This window comes from Arenibacter palladensis (genome assembly GCF_900129275.1).
GTDB lineage: Bacteria > Bacteroidota > Bacteroidia > Flavobacteriales > Flavobacteriaceae > Arenibacter > Arenibacter palladensis.
Window position 1 is genome coordinate 296639 of sequence record NZ_FQUX01000006.1, and the last position, 15532, is coordinate 312170.

At 40.6% G+C, this 15532-nt stretch carries 12 protein-coding genes; 5 read left to right on the forward strand and 7 right to left on the reverse strand.

Going from position 1 to position 15532, the window contains the following annotated elements; translation table 11 throughout:
- Nucleotides 1–426 precede the first annotated feature (426 nt).
- Nucleotides 427–4608 carry a hybrid sensor histidine kinase/response regulator transcription factor gene (locus tag BUA60_RS16810; RefSeq protein WP_072863684.1) on the reverse strand — a complete coding sequence of 1394 codons (4182 nt, stop codon included), beginning with the start codon at nt 4606–4608 and terminating at the stop codon, nt 427–429.
- A 240-nt stretch (nt 4609–4848) separates the two neighbouring features.
- Between BUA60_RS16810 and BUA60_RS16815 the strand changes: the two genes are divergently transcribed.
- The 4 genes from BUA60_RS16815 to BUA60_RS22880 all read left to right on the forward strand — a co-directional run bounded on the left by BUA60_RS16815 (nt 4849) and on the right by BUA60_RS22880 (nt 8350).
- Nucleotides 4849–6366 carry a helicase HerA-like domain-containing protein gene (locus BUA60_RS16815; protein ID WP_072863686.1) on the forward strand — a complete coding sequence of 506 codons (1518 nt, stop codon included), beginning with the start codon at nt 4849–4851 and terminating at the stop codon, nt 6364–6366.
- A gap of 65 nt (nt 6367–6431) precedes the next feature.
- A complete protein-coding gene (locus BUA60_RS16820; RefSeq protein ID WP_072863688.1) occupies nt 6432–6980 on the forward strand; it encodes a hypothetical protein in 549 nt (182 codons plus the stop codon).
- Between the two features lie 13 nt (nt 6981–6993).
- The gene (locus BUA60_RS16825) at nt 6994–7833 is read left to right on the forward strand and encodes an alpha/beta fold hydrolase (protein ID WP_072863690.1); all 840 of its coding nucleotides are present in this window, start codon (nt 6994–6996) and stop codon (nt 7831–7833) included.
- A 91-nt stretch (nt 7834–7924) separates the two neighbouring features.
- Nucleotides 7925–8350, forward strand: a complete 426-nt coding sequence (locus tag BUA60_RS22880) for a VOC family protein (RefSeq protein WP_143153215.1) — start codon at nt 7925–7927, stop codon at nt 8348–8350.
- A 55-nt stretch (nt 8351–8405) separates the two neighbouring features.
- On the opposite strand, the gene BUA60_RS16830 is transcribed toward BUA60_RS22880, so the two are convergent.
- The 5 genes from BUA60_RS16830 to BUA60_RS16850 form a co-directional block, all read right to left on the reverse strand.
- On the reverse strand, nt 8406–9242 hold the full coding sequence (locus BUA60_RS16830) for a sugar phosphate isomerase/epimerase family protein (protein ID WP_072863692.1): 837 nt from the start codon (nt 9240–9242) through the stop codon (nt 8406–8408).
- Nucleotides 9243–9257: 15 nt separating this feature from the next.
- The gene (locus BUA60_RS16835) at nt 9258–10229 is read right to left on the reverse strand and encodes an aldo/keto reductase (RefSeq protein WP_072863694.1); all 972 of its coding nucleotides are present in this window, start codon (nt 10227–10229) and stop codon (nt 9258–9260) included.
- A gap of 268 nt (nt 10230–10497) precedes the next feature.
- On the reverse strand, nt 10498–11358 hold the full coding sequence (locus BUA60_RS16840; protein WP_072863696.1) for an alpha/beta hydrolase: 861 nt from the start codon (nt 11356–11358) through the stop codon (nt 10498–10500).
- A gap of 59 nt (nt 11359–11417) precedes the next feature.
- On the reverse strand, nt 11418–12605 hold the full coding sequence (fabV, locus tag BUA60_RS16845) for an enoyl-ACP reductase FabV (RefSeq protein WP_072863698.1): 1188 nt from the start codon (nt 12603–12605) through the stop codon (nt 11418–11420).
- A gap of 163 nt (nt 12606–12768) precedes the next feature.
- A complete protein-coding gene (locus BUA60_RS16850; protein ID WP_072863700.1) occupies nt 12769–13932 on the reverse strand; it encodes a dipeptidase in 1164 nt (387 codons plus the stop codon).
- Between the two features lie 207 nt (nt 13933–14139).
- Between BUA60_RS16850 and BUA60_RS23400 the strand changes: the two genes are divergently transcribed.
- Nucleotides 14140–14274, forward strand: coding sequence for a hypothetical protein (locus tag BUA60_RS23400; protein WP_262483041.1), 135 nt, complete (start codon nt 14140–14142; stop codon nt 14272–14274).
- Nucleotides 14275–14393: 119 nt separating this feature from the next.
- Here the strand turns inward: BUA60_RS23400 and BUA60_RS16855 are convergent, their stop codons facing one another.
- Complete coding sequence (locus tag BUA60_RS16855) at nt 14394–15461, reverse strand: sensor histidine kinase (protein ID WP_072863762.1); 1068 nt, start codon at nt 15459–15461, stop codon at nt 14394–14396.
- Nucleotides 15462–15532: the final 71 nt, after the last annotated feature.

The following is a 15532-nucleotide window of genomic DNA, read 5'->3' on the forward strand; positions in this document are numbered from 1 at the left end:
AAGATCTACCGCAAAAAGGCGCATTCCTAGTACCTGGACAAGGTAAGTATCAAGTATTGTTTAATTAATCAGAGACCAACCCAAGGGATCCGAAACCCAAGTCACTCCCATAGGGCATTGAATGGCTATTACCGACAACATTTAGTGGGCCAGATAAATGGAACGGGCGAGTGGACAAACGCCTGAGCCTTCAAATCCCACTAAGTAGGTAAGACTATAATAATTATGTATGGTTGAAATGACCCCGATCGGGTTCAATTTTTATATGTAATTAGCATTAATCCGGATGAAATTATACTTGAACGTATACCGCCCTATGTCCTCTCTGAAGTATATCATAATCGATGGAGCCTAACCAACCCTTCACGAAGGGTGTCGTTGACATATCAACATTGGCACATCACAATATGTTTTATGGGCCTGAATTTAAGATTTGATAGGGTCTACCTCTGTGGGCAATATTCCAAAATGGGCTTTAAAACATTTTGTAAAATAGGAGGGCGAGGAAAACCCAACCTGATAACACACTTCACTTATATTGGTATTTCCCATTTCTATAATCTGTTTTGCCCTTTCAATTCTAATATTCCTTAAGAATTCGTTGGCCGTCTGATTGGTAAGTGCCTTAATTTTTCTATAAAACTGACTTCTGCTCAAATTAAGGTTTGTAGCCAGAACCTCCACACTTAAATCAGGGTCATCTATATTATTGTTGATATAGTTCAGTACCTTTTCTATAAAATCCTTATCTAGGGAGGTGGTATTCTTATTCACCGGAACATCGCTGATAACACTGAAATATTTATTAAAAATAAGTTGTCTACTAGTAATAAGTTGGGACAACCGCAGTCTTAGCAGTCGTAGATCAAAAGGCTTAACCATATAGGCATCGGCACCAGTTTCAATGCCTTCCATTCTATCATCTATACGTGCTTTGGCCGTAAGCATCAATAAAGGAATATGGCTGGTCCTCATATCTCCCTTTATTTTTTTACAAAATTCGAATCCGTCCATTTCGGGCATAATAACGTCCGTAATAATAATATCCGGCAGCGCAGACTTGGCCAGCTCCAAACCTTCCTTTCCATTTTTAGCCAAGAGTATCCTGTATTGATTTTTGAGTTCATTCCTCAAGTAGCTCCTAAGTTCTCCATTATCCTCAACGATCAATAAGGTATAGGAGGTGGTTGCCTCTTCCGGGCCAATGTCGGATATGTCCTCCATTTTGGATTTTAGAAGGTTAACCCGCTCTTTTTGGGAATCAGGTTCCTTAACGTCCGTAAATATCTCGTTCTCTGCAAAATGCTGTGGTCCTTTTGGCAAAATTATTCTGAAGGATGTTCCGCTTCCTGCCTCACTCTTAACTTCAATTTTACCTTTGTGCAATTCCACAAAACTTTGCACTACTTCCAGACCAATACCCGTACCACCATAATAGGTCTTATTAAGGTTTTCTACTTGATAAAAACGTTCAAAGATCCTCTCCGTTTCCTCTTGTTTAAGTCCTGGTCCCGTATCTGAAATTATTAACTCTACCCCCACCGTAGGTTTAGATTTATCCACTAGCGGCAGATTGTACAATTCATCCTTGGATAGTAATTCAATAGTTATGGCCCCACCTTCAGGAGTAACCTTAAAGGCATTGGAAAGTAAATTGAAAATTATTTTCTCCATCATACTCTCATCAGCCCAGATGTTCAAATCCTCAGAATCCGAATCCAAACTAAGATGTATGTTTTTTTCCAGTGCCTCTTCCTTAAAATGGCTGACCACTTCCTGGGTTAAATTGCCCAAATCAATTTCCTTGGCCCTTACACCAATTTTATTTAATTCCAATTTCCTAAAATCCAACAGCTCATTCACCAATCTATAAAGTCGATCTGTATTCTTATAGATAATATTGTGCTTTTCCTTTATTCTGTGCGGCAGGCTTAGACTATCGTCATTAAGAATATCCTTAAGTGGATTAATAATTAGGGTGAGGGGTGTCCTAAATTCATGGGAGATATTGGTGAAAAATTGAAACTTTTTTTCGTCCAGATCTTTTTCCTGCAATCTTTTTTCACGCTCAGAATGAATGATCTGCTTTTCCCGTATTCTGGACTGTGTCATTTTATTTAGTAAGTAGATTCCTAAAATAAACAAAGCTATATAAGAAAATAAGGCCCAGCTGGTTTTCCACCAAGGTGATAAAACAGTGATGCTTAAGGTCAAGGGGGATTGGTTCCAAACACCATCATTGTTGGCTGCTTTTAATTTAAAGGTATAACTCCCCGGGTCCAAGTTGGTATAGGTTGCACTTCTTTTTTTACCTACATAATTCCAAGATTCCTCATAACCCTCCAAATAATAGGCATATTCATTTTTTTCCGGACGGGTAAAGTTTATGCCCGAATATTCAATCGTAAAAACAGATTGATCATGTTTTAGTACAATACTATCCGTTTCTGAAATTACTTTCTTTAAGGGTGAATTCTCCTTGGTAGGCAATACTTTTTCATTGAACAGCCTAAACTCCGATAGATATAATGAAGTCTCATTGGTATTGGTTATAATTTCTGAGGGATTAAAATAATTGACCCCTTGATAACTTCCAAAGTAAATATTTCCCTGGTCATCCCTAAAGGCCGAATTAATATTAAAATCGTTGGCAAGGAGTCCATCATCCGTGGTGTAATTATGAAACTCCATGGTCTCCATATCCAATTTTGAAATTCCAGCATTGCCTCCCAACCAAATGTTGCCATCCAAGCTTTCAATAATCCCACATACATTTTCCTCTTCAAGACCATTGAATTTATCATACCAAATAAATCTATCGGTATTGGGAAGGTAGCGGCATAGACCAGCACCTTTTGTCCCTATCCAAATGCTATGGTCTGAACTTTCATAAATTGATAAAATGTAATTGGAAGAAGAATTATTTGTGGATTCTTGGGACATTCTGTCAATCATGGAAACTACTGAAAACTTTTGGCCAGGAAGCTTGTTTATTTTGTACAATCCTTGGGTTGTCCCCAACCAAATATTATCCTCAAAATCTACCAAAACCTTATAGGCACTACTGCCACTGACTCCCAAATCATTAAATGGCTCGGAATTATAATATTTAAATAGCCCAGAATCCGGGTCGAAGGAATGCAATCCACTATGATAGGTCCCAATCCATATAGTACCGTCAGCGTCCTCATCAAAACTCATCGCCGAATTGGATGTAAGGCCTCCTTGGGTATTGTTGGTATTGTAATTGATGAATTTATTGGCCCCTTTTTTCAATAAATAGATTCCACCTTCCCAACTTCCGGCCCAAATATTGCCCTTGCTATCCAAAAATATGGTCTGTATATAGTCGCTAGCCAGTCCATTATATGCATTGTTACTAGCCTTGTTTATATGGGTATAATCATTATTTTTTAAATCCAGAATGTCTATACCCCCACCGTCCATTCCTATCCATAGCTTGCCCGAGGGATCTTTGACAATTGAGGTAACCGAGCTTATTTGCAAGGAATTGGGGTTATTGTATAGGCTTTCTATGTCTTTGAATTTATCGTATAAGCGATCGTATACCGCTACGCCTTTGTTGTAATATCCCAGCCATATTTTTTCATCATTGTCCAAATACAAAGTCCATATGGAATTTGACAAAAGACTTTTTTCGTCTTTTTTGTTGGTCAAATAATGATTCAGTACCGCCCCATCCTTATTTATATGGTACAGACCGTCGTTCTCCGTTCCACACATTAAAGTACCGTCCGGAAGCGCCATTAAAGTAAAAAAGGGATGGGTTGAAAAAGAGTACCTTTCCATAACCGAGGGTTGCCCTAATTCCGGATTGGCAATTTTCACTTTATACAGTCCTTCATACAAAGTCCCCACCCAAATATTATCTGAACCGTCTATTAGCAATGACCTAATTGGAACCTCAATGGCCTCCAATTGCCCTTGCTTCCATATACCCAAACGATTAAGTATTCCCGTTTTTCCATCAACCGTATACAGCCCCATATTGGTCCCGACATATATTTTGCCGTTCGTATCTGTCTGTATAGCCCTCACTACCAAAGGATCTGCTACATCCGATATGTTGATCCCAACATTTTCCACCTCGAAATTATCCAAATTCATTTTGAACAATCCCAAACGGAAAGAACCAATAAGTAAATTCCCCTCATCATCTTCCTTCAAAGCACTTATGGACATTGTGGGACCGTTCTGCAAACCGGCGGACAAAACTGGAATACGCCTAAATTGATCTTTATCACGATCATAAAGATTTAGTCCTACCTCTGTACCTACCCATAATCTATTCCTGCTATCCAAATACGAACAATTAATTTGACTACTGCTTATGGAAGTGGAATCATTAATTATATGTTTGTAGGATTTATAATCTATCCCGTCAAAGCGGTACAATCCAGAACCGTTGGTACCGATCCAAATAAAGCCATAATCGTCCTGTAAAATGGAATAGACCCCTACTTTGGATATTCCTTCTTTAATATTGACAAAATTTAATTTTGGAACATCCTCTTGAGCCTTCATATTAGAATTAAAAAGACCTAGAACAATAAAAAAAACGAGGATTCCTCTAAAATCTACTGGCATTTAACCGAAGTTTAAGTTGAGCTTTTAAGACACCGGTAAAATAGGAATAAAAACATAAACTCCATATTACAATTAGCTTTTAGAAATCACAGGCATAAAAATTTGTTTAAGGGAGGGGCGCAAAAGGGACAATATTCCTGCATAAAAACAAGCTTCATGTAAGAAGGTATAGGAAGAACTAAAAAATCAACAACTTTTCTTTTGATAAAAATTAGTCTATTTTTATCAAAAATTAGCTCAATGGACATCAAGGACAAATTCTTTGCACATATAGAGGAAGGATATACCACAAAAGGGGACTTTATCACTATGGGATCCGCCATGCTGAACGGGGAAACCATAACAGATGCACACGTTAAGATACCTTTAAAAACACTTAACCGGCATGGTCTAATTGCCGGGGCAACCGGTACAGGTAAGACCAAAACCTTACAGGTAATTGCGGAAAATCTTTCGGACAAAGGAATTCCCGTATTATTAATGGACCTCAAAGGGGACCTTAGTGGTCTGGCAAAACCCAGTCCCGGACATGCAAAAATTGATGAACGCCATGCCAAAATAGGCAGCCTTCCATTTACTCCTAAAGCCTTTCCCGTGGAAATTCTTTCGCTCTCCGAACAGGACGGTGTAAAATTGAGGGCCACAGTTTCAGAATTTGGACCGGTGCTCCTAAGCCGAATTTTAGACCTTTCCGTTACACAGGAAGGCATTGTAGCGGTTGTTTTTAAATATTGTGATGACAACAAGCTTCCGTTATTGGACCTTAAGGATTTTAAAAAAGTATTGCAATATGCCACAGAGGAAGGCAAAAAGGAATTTTCCGATTCCTATGGGCGTATCTCCACCAGTTCTACCGGGACCATTCTGAGAAAAATAATAGAGCTGGAACAGCAAGGTGCCGAACTATTTTTTGGAGAAAAATCATTTGATGTAGAGGACCTTACCCGTATAGATGAAAATGGCAGGGGCTACATCAACATTATACGTCTAACCGATATTCAGGACCGACCTAAATTGTTTTCTACCTTTATGTTGAGCCTATTGGCAGAAATCTATGATACCTTTCCGGAACAGGGGGATACGGGCAGACCGGAATTGGTCCTTTTTATAGACGAAGCCCACCTCATTTTCGACGAGGCTTCAAAAGCTTTATTGAATCAAATTGAGAGTATCGTAAAATTAATACGCTCCAAAGGAATAGGGGTATATTTTGTTACCCAAAACCCTACCGATGTGCCGGACGCAGTCCTTTCCCAATTGGGCTTAAAGGTGCAACACGCCCTACGTGCGTTTACCGCAAAAGATAGGAAAGCCATAAAACTTACTGCGGAAAACTACCCCATTTCAGAATTTTATGATACCAAGGAAGTTTTGACCTCCCTAGGTATAGGGGAGGCATTGATCAGTGCCCTGGACGAAAAGGGAAGACCAACCCCCCTTGCAGCCACTATGCTAAGGGCGCCAATGAGCCGGATGGATATTCTTACCGATAGTGAGCTTAAAGAGGTAATAGACAAATCTAAACTGGTTGGAAAATACAACGAAACCATAGACCGGGAAAGCGCTTATGAACTTCTAAACGAGAAGATTGAAAAGGCAGAAAAACTAGCTGAAGAGGAAAAGGCCTCTTCCAGCAGTAGATCAACCCGATCTAGCTCCAGAAGGACCAGTACACGCCAAAATCCTGTAATAAAAGTATTGACCAGTGCAACTTTTATTAGGGGAGTCCTGGGCGTATTAAAGAAAGTAATGAAATAGTCCTTTGGATTATAGATAAACAACACCTAAAAAAAATAATCTTTAAAAATTCCTTTTACCTTAAAATGATAAGAAAATCAATTTTTGCCGTAGTATTAAGCTCGCTACTCTTTATACAATGTAACACCAATACAGATTTTGTAATTGCCAAGGACCAAGTAGGCAAATTGATGAAATCCAATACCATTGATGATATAGAAACTGTGTTTGCCAGCGATTCCATTGTTAGGGATACCGCAGTTACCAGGATTGGCACGGCTGTAAAAAAGATCAACATTTATGAAAAGGGAGGCAAACATTTACTTGCCCTCACCCCTAATATGGACAGTATTCCCAAAATAGAAATTATCCGTATTTACGATCCAAGATATGTTACCGAAAAAGGCGTTGGACTCAATAGTACCTTTAAGGATATCAAGGACAAACACAGCATTAAAAAAATTATAACCGCCCTCAACAACGTGGTGATCTTCCTAAAGGACTCCGACGCCTATTTTACCATTGCCAAGACCGAACTGCCAAGCAACCTTCAATACGGCAACAATACCGATATTGAAGCTGTTCAGATACCGGACAAGGCAAAGATCAAATATATGATGGTGGGCTGGGAATAGCAGCAAATATCCTATGCGAAAACTACTTTACCGTACTCTAGCACTTTCATACGGTGCCTATTTTAATTCTACCGCACTTTTCTCTGAAAAAGAGGCGGGAAAAAAGGCATTCAAAACGTTTACGACCCCTAGAAAGGGAAGAATATTGCCAGTACAGCAAGAATACTTACAAGAGTATTTGGGCAAAAGGGTTACGGTCAACAACACTGGGCTGCAGACCTATGAATGGCCAGGAACCGGGGAAACCGTACTTTTAATGCACGGTTGGGAAAGCAATGCTTTTAGGTGGCGATATCTTATTGAAAAATTACAGGAAAGGGAATTCAATATCATTGCCTTTGATGCCCCGGGCCATGGATATTCAGAAGGAAAAAGGTTAAATGTGGTCACCTATGCGGAAAGTGCACGACACCTTATAGACCTATACCGCCCCAAACATATCGTTGGGCATTCAATGGGGGGACTTGCTACCCTTCATAATCAATATCAAAATCCAAACACCTCCATCGAAAAAATAGTGACTTTGGGAGCTCCGGCCGAACTCTCCGAGCTAATGGCACATTACCAAAACCTGGTCAGGTTCAACAACAAGGTACTTGAGGCCTTGGATAGGCACGTGTATGAAAATTTCAACTTTCGAATTCACGACATCTCCACCCCTAAGTTTGCCAAAAATATTGCCCAGAAAGGGCTGATCATACATGACGAATGGGATACAATAACCCCGTTCAACGCTTCCGAACGTCTCCATCAAAACTGGAAAAACAGCTGCTTAATAAAAACCACCGGACTTGGCCACTCGCTTCACCAAGAAGAGATCAACTTGCAGATAGTGGACTTTTTAATGTCTTAAATTTTTAGTGCTATTTCATAACTAAACCTATTTCCCTTTCAAATTATGCTTATTTTTAAACCATTATTCCATAATTTAAAGAATTTGATATATGCCTGAAATCACTCCCTTCCATATTGCCATTCCCGTCCATAATCTGGCCGAGTGCCGTACCTTTTACGGAGAGATATTAAATTGTGAAGAAGGAAGAAGCAGCGATCATTGGGTAGACTTTAATCTATTTGGCCATCAATTGGTAATCCATTACAAACCCAAGGCCAAAGACGAAAAATTGCACGTTAACCCAGTAGATGGCAAGGACGTTCCCGTACCGCACTACGGGGTGGTCCTCCCCTGGGATACCTTTAAATCCTTTTCGGAAGAACTTATTGCTAAAGGGGTAAATTTTGTTATTGAGCCCTATATCCGTTTTAAGGGAGAGGTTGGCGAACAGGCCACCATGTTCTTTTTGGACCCTGCAGGGAATGCCCTGGAATTCAAAGCCTTTAAGGATATGGGACAATTGTTTGCCAAATAACCAATCCTAACCCTAAACTTCAACCAACCCTTAACTTTAGGTTCATGAAAAACCTTTATAGGTTTTTCATGAACTTCATATTGTGCGTCATACTCTCAAAAGGGGTACTGGCGTACTCCTCTTGCTCTATGAAGATATATTTCAGTCCGGATTCCTTTTTATATTTAAGCATTTGGGCTATATCCAAACCTCCTTTTCCAAACTCTGTGCTTTCCTTTTTCACCATGTCCATATCCTTCAAATGCCACAATGGAAACCTACCTTCATACTTTCTAAAATAGTCCAACGGATCCTTCCCGGCAACCACGACCCAGCCTAGATCAAGTTCCATATGCACCAGGTTGGCTTGGGTATTTTTCAACAGGATATCATAGAACACCTCCCCGTTTTCGGATTCAAATTCATATTCGTGATTGTGGTATCCGAATTTAATATTTTTACTGCTACACTCTTCCCCTGCCTTATTAAAGGCTTCGGCTACGGCCTTATAGTTGTCCGCCGTTTGTCCTTCCGTAGGCATGGAGGAGCAAATTAGATATTCCTGTCCGGCCTCGGCCGCCTGATCCATAGTCTCTTTCCAATGTTCGTCCAAGGCTACATGTCCGCTTCTAAGGGTCATGCCAAGATCTTCACAAACATCTTTCATTTCTTTCGGCTTCAGACCGTAATATAGTCCCTTGGTACTTCTTGCCGACTCAATTTGCTTAATTCCCAAGGCCGCTATTCGCTTTAAGGTACCAACAGCATCTTCCAACATCTCCTTGCGAAAGGTATACAATTGAACCCCTAAATTCTTTTTTGGATTCTTATACGGCAAAGTAAAGGATGGCAATAAAACCACTCCTGCTGCCAACATTCCTGACTGCATTAAAAATTCTTTTCTCGTTGTCATATTCTATCCTTTAGATTACTGCGACCATGAGGTTGGTTTTCTATCCCACCTATGGCCCTTCAATTCTTGATATAAGTTGTTTGGCAGGCCTTTTCCATCACTTAAGGCCGTATTCATTAACACGTTCCTTTCCTTGCGCATTCCAGGAATAATAGTACTTACCGTTTTGTTCATTGTAATAAAGCGCAAAGCCATTTCCGCCATGGTCATTCCTTCCGGAACCAATGGCCTCAACAGGTCTGCCCTTTCCGCACTCGCAATTAAATTCTCGGGAACAAAATACGTCCCCCTCCAATCCCCTTCCGGAAATTGGGTCTCTTTGGTAATATTCCCGGTCAAGGTACCTTCATCAAAAGGAACCCTTGCAATAACAGCGATATCCAAGGCTGAACATAAGGGAAAAAGTACATCTTCGGGAGCTTGGTCAAAAATATTGTAAATCACCTGCACCGCATCAAAGGCTCCTGTTTTAAGGGCCTTGATACCATTTTCTGGCTCCCAGCGGTTTACACTGATTCCCATGGCAGCTACCTTCCCTGATTTTTTTAAATCTTCAACAGCTCTTTGCCACTCCTCCCGATCGGACCAACTATCGTCCCAGGTATGGAACTGCATTAAATCCAATTGCTCCGTACGCAAATTCTTCAGGGTCTTTTCCGTATATTCCACAATATGGGACGTAGGATAGGATTTCTCTAAAGTATATTCCGGTTTTGCCGGCCATTTAAAATTCTTAGCTGGAATCTTGCTGGCGGTAAAAAGTTTTTTATCGGGATACCTTCGCAATAGATCACCCAATAATTTTTCACTGTGCCCATGGCCATAGGCCCAAGCGGTATCGAAAAAATTAACTCCATTTTCCACGGCCAGATCCAATGACTTGGCAGACAATAGATCGTCGGACTCTGTCCATCCGCCCATGCCCCACATTCCATATCCTATTTCACTTACATCCCACTGGGTTCTTCCAAATTTTCTAAAAATCATATTTCTTCTTTACTTTCTTGCTCCGAGAAATCCCGGATACTAGTTAATGTGAGTTTAATTTAAAATTAAATACAAATACCTAAAGACCAATCTATTTAAGTTAATGCTCTGTCTTCTCTAGCACAGTCGAGAGGTTATTGACAATTACGGCTTTACAATGAGGTCTGGACTGCGCCCGCCTGAACGGAACGGGCAGGCTCGACCGGACAACATTACACTAAGCCACTCATACACAATTAAAATCAATCGAACTCACCCTATTTATACATCAATACTGATGGAAGGCATCGGATACAAACTCCAGAACCGCAGGAAGTGACTCCCGCCAATAGGTCCAACTATGACGTCCTTCCCTGACCCTATATTCATGGGGCACCTCTTTCTTTTTCATGGCAATGTGCACTAAACTATTGCCTTCATAAAGAAAATCATCGTCCCCACAATCTATATACCATCTAACCGATTTTAAATCTTCCAGGGATGAATCCCGTATCAGGGATAGGGCATTGTGCTTTTCATAATAGGCACTTACAAGGCCATCTTCATAACTCTCATTATTACTTTTAAGTCTTTGTTTAAAATCGTCCAAGCTTAAGGCCCCGATATAGGCACTTAAAGGACAGGCCGAAGAAAACAGCTCAGGATGGCGCAACGCGTACATAAACGATCCACCGCCTCCCATGGAAAGTCCGGCTATGGCCCTATAGCGTTTCTCCCCCTTAATGCGATACTTCTTCTCTACATAGGGTATTAACTCATCAAAAAAGAAATCCTCATACCTCCAGTCCCCTTTAATGGAATTAAAATATCCCCTGGTTCCCGTGTTGGCGTCCGGCATAACAATAACCATAGGAGTAGCCTTGCCCTCTTTAATGGCGTTATCCGTAAGGCGCAACACCTCTCCAAATTGCACCCAACCCGTTTGATCATCACCAGCACCGTGCAACAAATACAACACAGGGTAACTCCTATTGGAAGTTTCGTAATCCGGTGGCAGATATACGGCAAATTTCCTTTCACTTTTTAGGATTTCACTCTTCATTGTGAGTGCGTCAAATACCTTTCCAGTCTGCGCGTTGGAGACGGCCAGGCACATTAGCATACATAGCAATAATAGATTGTTTCGCATATTTATCAAATTTCTACCGAAGCAGTATAAATTTATGATTGGGTAAGGGAGACAAAAATTTACTGAAGCCCAGGAATTTCCACTAATTCATTCACGTCCTCATCATAATCCACCCCTTCTACCATAAACCCGAACAAATTGAAGAAATCTTTTTCATAACCCTTAAGGTCACCAATTTTAGGCAAGGTTTCCGTAGTGGCCTCCTTCCAAAGTTCTGCTACCCTGGCCTGCACATCTGCACGCATTTCCCAATCATCTATACGTATCCTTCCCTCATCATCTGTAGGCGTTGTGTCCGCATACAACCGATCTTGGAACAAACGTTGGATTTGCTCTATACAGCCTTCATGTATACCTTCTTCCTTCATTACCTTGTACAATAGGGATATGTATAGCGGAATTACAGGTATGGCAGAACTTGCCTGGGTTACCAATGCCTTATTTACGGAAACATAAGCTTTCCCATTTAATGGTTTTAAACTGTCCGATATGGTAAAAGCCGTAGCCTCCAAATGATCCTTGGCACGACCAATGGTACCTTTTCTATACACGGCTTCCGTAAGTGAAGGGCCAATATAGGAGTAGGCTATCGTAGTAAATCCTTCTGCAAGCAGCCCTTCGTTTTTCAAGGCATCGATCCACATTTTCCAGTCTTCACCTCCCATGACGGCCACAGTATTGTCTATATCATCCCCTTGGGCCGGTTCTATGGACACTTCGGATACTACCCCGGTATGAAAGTCCACTGTTTTGTTTTGAAATTTATCTCCTATTGGCTTTAGGACCGATTTATATCTTACCCCAGTATCCGGATGCGTCCTTACCGGTGAAGCCAAACTGTAAATAACCATATCCACTTGTCCCAAATCCGCTTTGATCAGATCTAAGGTTTGCTTTTTTATTTCATTGGAAAATGCGTCCCCGTTTATACTTTTGGCGTACAACCCTGCCTTATGTGCCTCTTTTTCAAAGGCCGCACTGTTGTACCAACCTGGTGAGGCCGGCCTGCCCTCTGCGGGTGGTTTTTCAAAAAACACCCCTATGGTAGAAGCTCCGGATCCAAAGGCACTGGTAATCCTGGATGCCAGGCCGAAACCAGTGGAAGCTCCTATTACCAATACTTTTTTGGCCCCGTCAATGGCTCCCTTGGATTTTATATATTCAATTTGATCAATAACATTTTGTTCACATCCTTTAGGATGGGAGGTAAGGCAAATAAATCCGCGTGTTCTAGGCTCTATTATCATTTCTTAATTTATTTTCTGCACTTTCCCCATATGGGATATGTAATAGTGCATATTATTTATAATTTTCCCAATTATCGAAGATATATAAAAGATTCAAAAGATAAAGTTGAAGTGGGGAAAATTGCATCCTTTAATCAGGATTTAAATGAAAACCGACCCAATACTACGGTAATTGCCCCATTAAGAACCGCCTAACATTCTCCCCCATAATGGCTCTGATCTCCGATTCAGAAAATCCTTGGTTCATCAATTCCTGAACAATAAAGGGAAGGCCGGTAACATCAATAGGCGTTGTGGCCGCCCCGTCAAAATCGGAACCTAGGGCCACATGCTCAATACCGACTAGATCACGCACATACTTCATGGCCTCCACAATGTGCTTAATCTCCCCTTTTATAGCTCCCCTAAAGAATCCAATTCCTATTAGTCCGCCAGAGGCAGCAATTCTATTGATATGGTGGTCGGAAATATTCCGGGGGCTATCCTTGGTCCCTTTAACGCCAGTGTGCGACACCAGGACCGGCCGTGTAGTTAGGTCCAAAATTTCATCTATCATTTTTGGGGAGACATGTGCCAAATCTATTATAACCCCCAAGCGGTTCATCTCATGGATTACCTCCCGGCCAAAATCGGTAAGCCCTGCCCCGGAAATACCGTGTGCAGAACCTCCAAGTTCATTATCAAAAAAATGCGTGGGAGCCATCATTCTAACCCCTTCGTAATAAAGATTTTGTAGGTTGTCCAAATTCCCTTCCAAACAATGTGCCCCTTCAATCCCTAAGAAACCTCCGATTACCTCAGGGTCTGTTTTTTTTAATTCGATCAAATCTTTTAAATCTTGGCGTGATTTCACCAAAAGGAACTTGCCGGCATACTTCTCTTGATAATCCTGCAAAGCCCTCGCCTGATACACGGCCCGCTTATAAAGACTAAACCACTTATCCGGCAGTCGGCCCTGTACGAAATTCAACATCGTAATCTTATCGAAGGCGTCCGCACTATTCTGCTTAAAATTCTGCCCTTTGGGAGATTTGGTAACAATGGTAAACGCCTGCAAGCTCATATTTGCCTGTTGCATTCGCGGAAAATCCAAATGGGCATAATCCAACTTTTTTGTCAAGTCCCTATCCCATAGTAAAGCGTCGCAGTGCAAGTCGGCTATAAACTCCAGTGAATTATATAATTCTTTTGCTTCGGTCCCCAGTTGCCTTGGATCGTTATATTCAACAAGGTTCATCTGCTTGTCCAAAATGGGGGATACAATAAAGGTTGCCAAGAAGAATAGAAAGAGCACAATGGCCAAAGTGTACCTAAGAAATTTTTTCATTCAATCCCGCCAGTTTTGTGACCTAAAAATTAATCAAAATAAATTAAACACAGCTCTAAAACGGCTCGATTTATAAATTATAAACCCCAAATTGGGCAGACATCCTTTTTATGCCCGTCTGAAACACAAATAGCTACAAAACAAAAATGCGAATTGAACGTTATAGCATTAAATTGAATTTAGACACACCTACTAAAATCTGAACTCATGAAAAAAATAATCTATTTAGCCACATTCCTATTTTGTGCCCTAACCATCAGCAGTTGTACCAACGACGAAGATGAAGAAAAAATTGATGTCCTTACCCCAACGGACAATGCTCAGACCGAGCAAGTGCTTTAACATCATCTGATAAAAACATCAAAAAGAGATTTATTTAAAGGCTACCCAACCTTTATTAAATCTCTTTTGTCCAAATTCTACAGTGCGCCAACAACCAAAACGGAATGGTTATTGGCACGTTATTTAAAGGTAATGGTAAACGTAGTACCCTTATCAACAGCACTATCTACGGAGATTTTACCCCCTAGGTTTGTTATGTGATTGTACACCAAATATAGACCTACCCCTTTACTATCCCCATTATGGTGGAATTTTTGATTTAATCCAAAGATCTTGTCACCAACTTTATCCATATCAAAACCAAGTCCGTTGTCCGTATAGACCAACTGTTTCCTATCCTCCAATATCCGTGATGTTATGGAAATAACGGGTGGCACATCTGGCTTTGCATATTTTATGGAATTGGTCATCAGGTTCAGAAAAACACTTTCCAAATAATTCACATTATGCCTTACTCCCTTTAAGGCTGAAAAATCGACCTTAAACGTTACATTGGCATTGACCAACAGGGAACTGATGGATGTCTTGACCTGTTTGAGTATAGATTCAAAATCCACTTCTTCCAACTCAATGTTAGAGTTGTCTTTCTTACTTAATAGATCTACATACTTGTTTAGGGATCTATTAAGGCCCTCGGTGGCCATCTTCATATAATCCAGGGTTTCCAATATTTCATGGTCATCAATTTTACTAACATCCAAAAACCCGAATATAGACAGTAGATTGTTCACTGGAGACCTTAAATCATGGGATGTGGTATAATTGAGCCGCTTTAGCTCTTGGTTCTTATCCACCAAGTTTATCAGATGCTCTATGCGCTCCTTTTCCAATTTCTTTTTGTGGGTAATATTTTTGGCGATGGCATACACCAAATTCTCATCATCCAACGGTATGGAAGTCCAATGCAACCATACAATCTCCCCTGATTTACAGACGTATCTGTTTTCATAATTAACCAAGGGCAGGTTATTTTTCAAATTCTCCCTGTACCTAGCGGTAAGATCCCTATCTTCTTCATAGATAAATTCCCTAATTGGCCTAGAGAACAATTCCTCTTCCGAATAACCTAAAAGTTTTACCACAGCGGGATTTATTTTTTTAAAATAGCCATCATAACCGGCTATACACAATAAATCCATTGAAAGATTAAAAAAGGGTTCCAGGCTAAGGCTTTGAGTTTCTTGCATGCTGCTGATAAGATAAGGGTAATATACGGTTTTTAACCAATAAATAAATACTTCTGCCTCTCCTTGCCTTG

Excerpts from the sequence above, each read along its gene's own strand:
- BUA60_RS16810 (WP_072863684.1), bottom strand. The coding sequence starts at position 4,608 with ATGCCAGTAGATTTTAGAGGAATCCTCGTTTTTTTTATTGTTCTAGGT.
- BUA60_RS16815 (WP_072863686.1), top strand. The coding sequence starts at position 4,849 with ATGGACATCAAGGACAAATTCTTTGCACATATAGAGGAAGGATATACC.
- BUA60_RS16820 (WP_072863688.1), top strand. The coding sequence starts at position 6,432 with ATGATAAGAAAATCAATTTTTGCCGTAGTATTAAGCTCGCTACTCTTT.
- BUA60_RS16825 (WP_072863690.1), top strand. The coding sequence starts at position 6,994 with ATGCGAAAACTACTTTACCGTACTCTAGCACTTTCATACGGTGCCTAT.
- BUA60_RS22880 (WP_143153215.1), top strand. The coding sequence starts at position 7,925 with ATGCCTGAAATCACTCCCTTCCATATTGCCATTCCCGTCCATAATCTG.
- BUA60_RS16830 (WP_072863692.1), bottom strand. The coding sequence starts at position 9,242 with ATGACAACGAGAAAAGAATTTTTAATGCAGTCAGGAATGTTGGCAGCA.
- BUA60_RS16835 (WP_072863694.1), bottom strand. The coding sequence starts at position 10,229 with ATGATTTTTAGAAAATTTGGAAGAACCCAGTGGGATGTAAGTGAAATA.
- BUA60_RS16840 (WP_072863696.1), bottom strand. The coding sequence starts at position 11,358 with ATGCGAAACAATCTATTATTGCTATGTATGCTAATGTGCCTGGCCGTC.
- fabV (WP_072863698.1), bottom strand. The coding sequence starts at position 12,605 with ATGATAATAGAGCCTAGAACACGCGGATTTATTTGCCTTACCTCCCAT.
- BUA60_RS16850 (WP_072863700.1), bottom strand. The coding sequence starts at position 13,932 with ATGAAAAAATTTCTTAGGTACACTTTGGCCATTGTGCTCTTTCTATTC.
- BUA60_RS23400 (WP_262483041.1), top strand. The coding sequence starts at position 14,140 with ATGAAAAAAATAATCTATTTAGCCACATTCCTATTTTGTGCCCTAACC.
- BUA60_RS16855 (WP_072863762.1), bottom strand. The coding sequence starts at position 15,461 with ATGCAAGAAACTCAAAGCCTTAGCCTGGAACCCTTTTTTAATCTTTCA.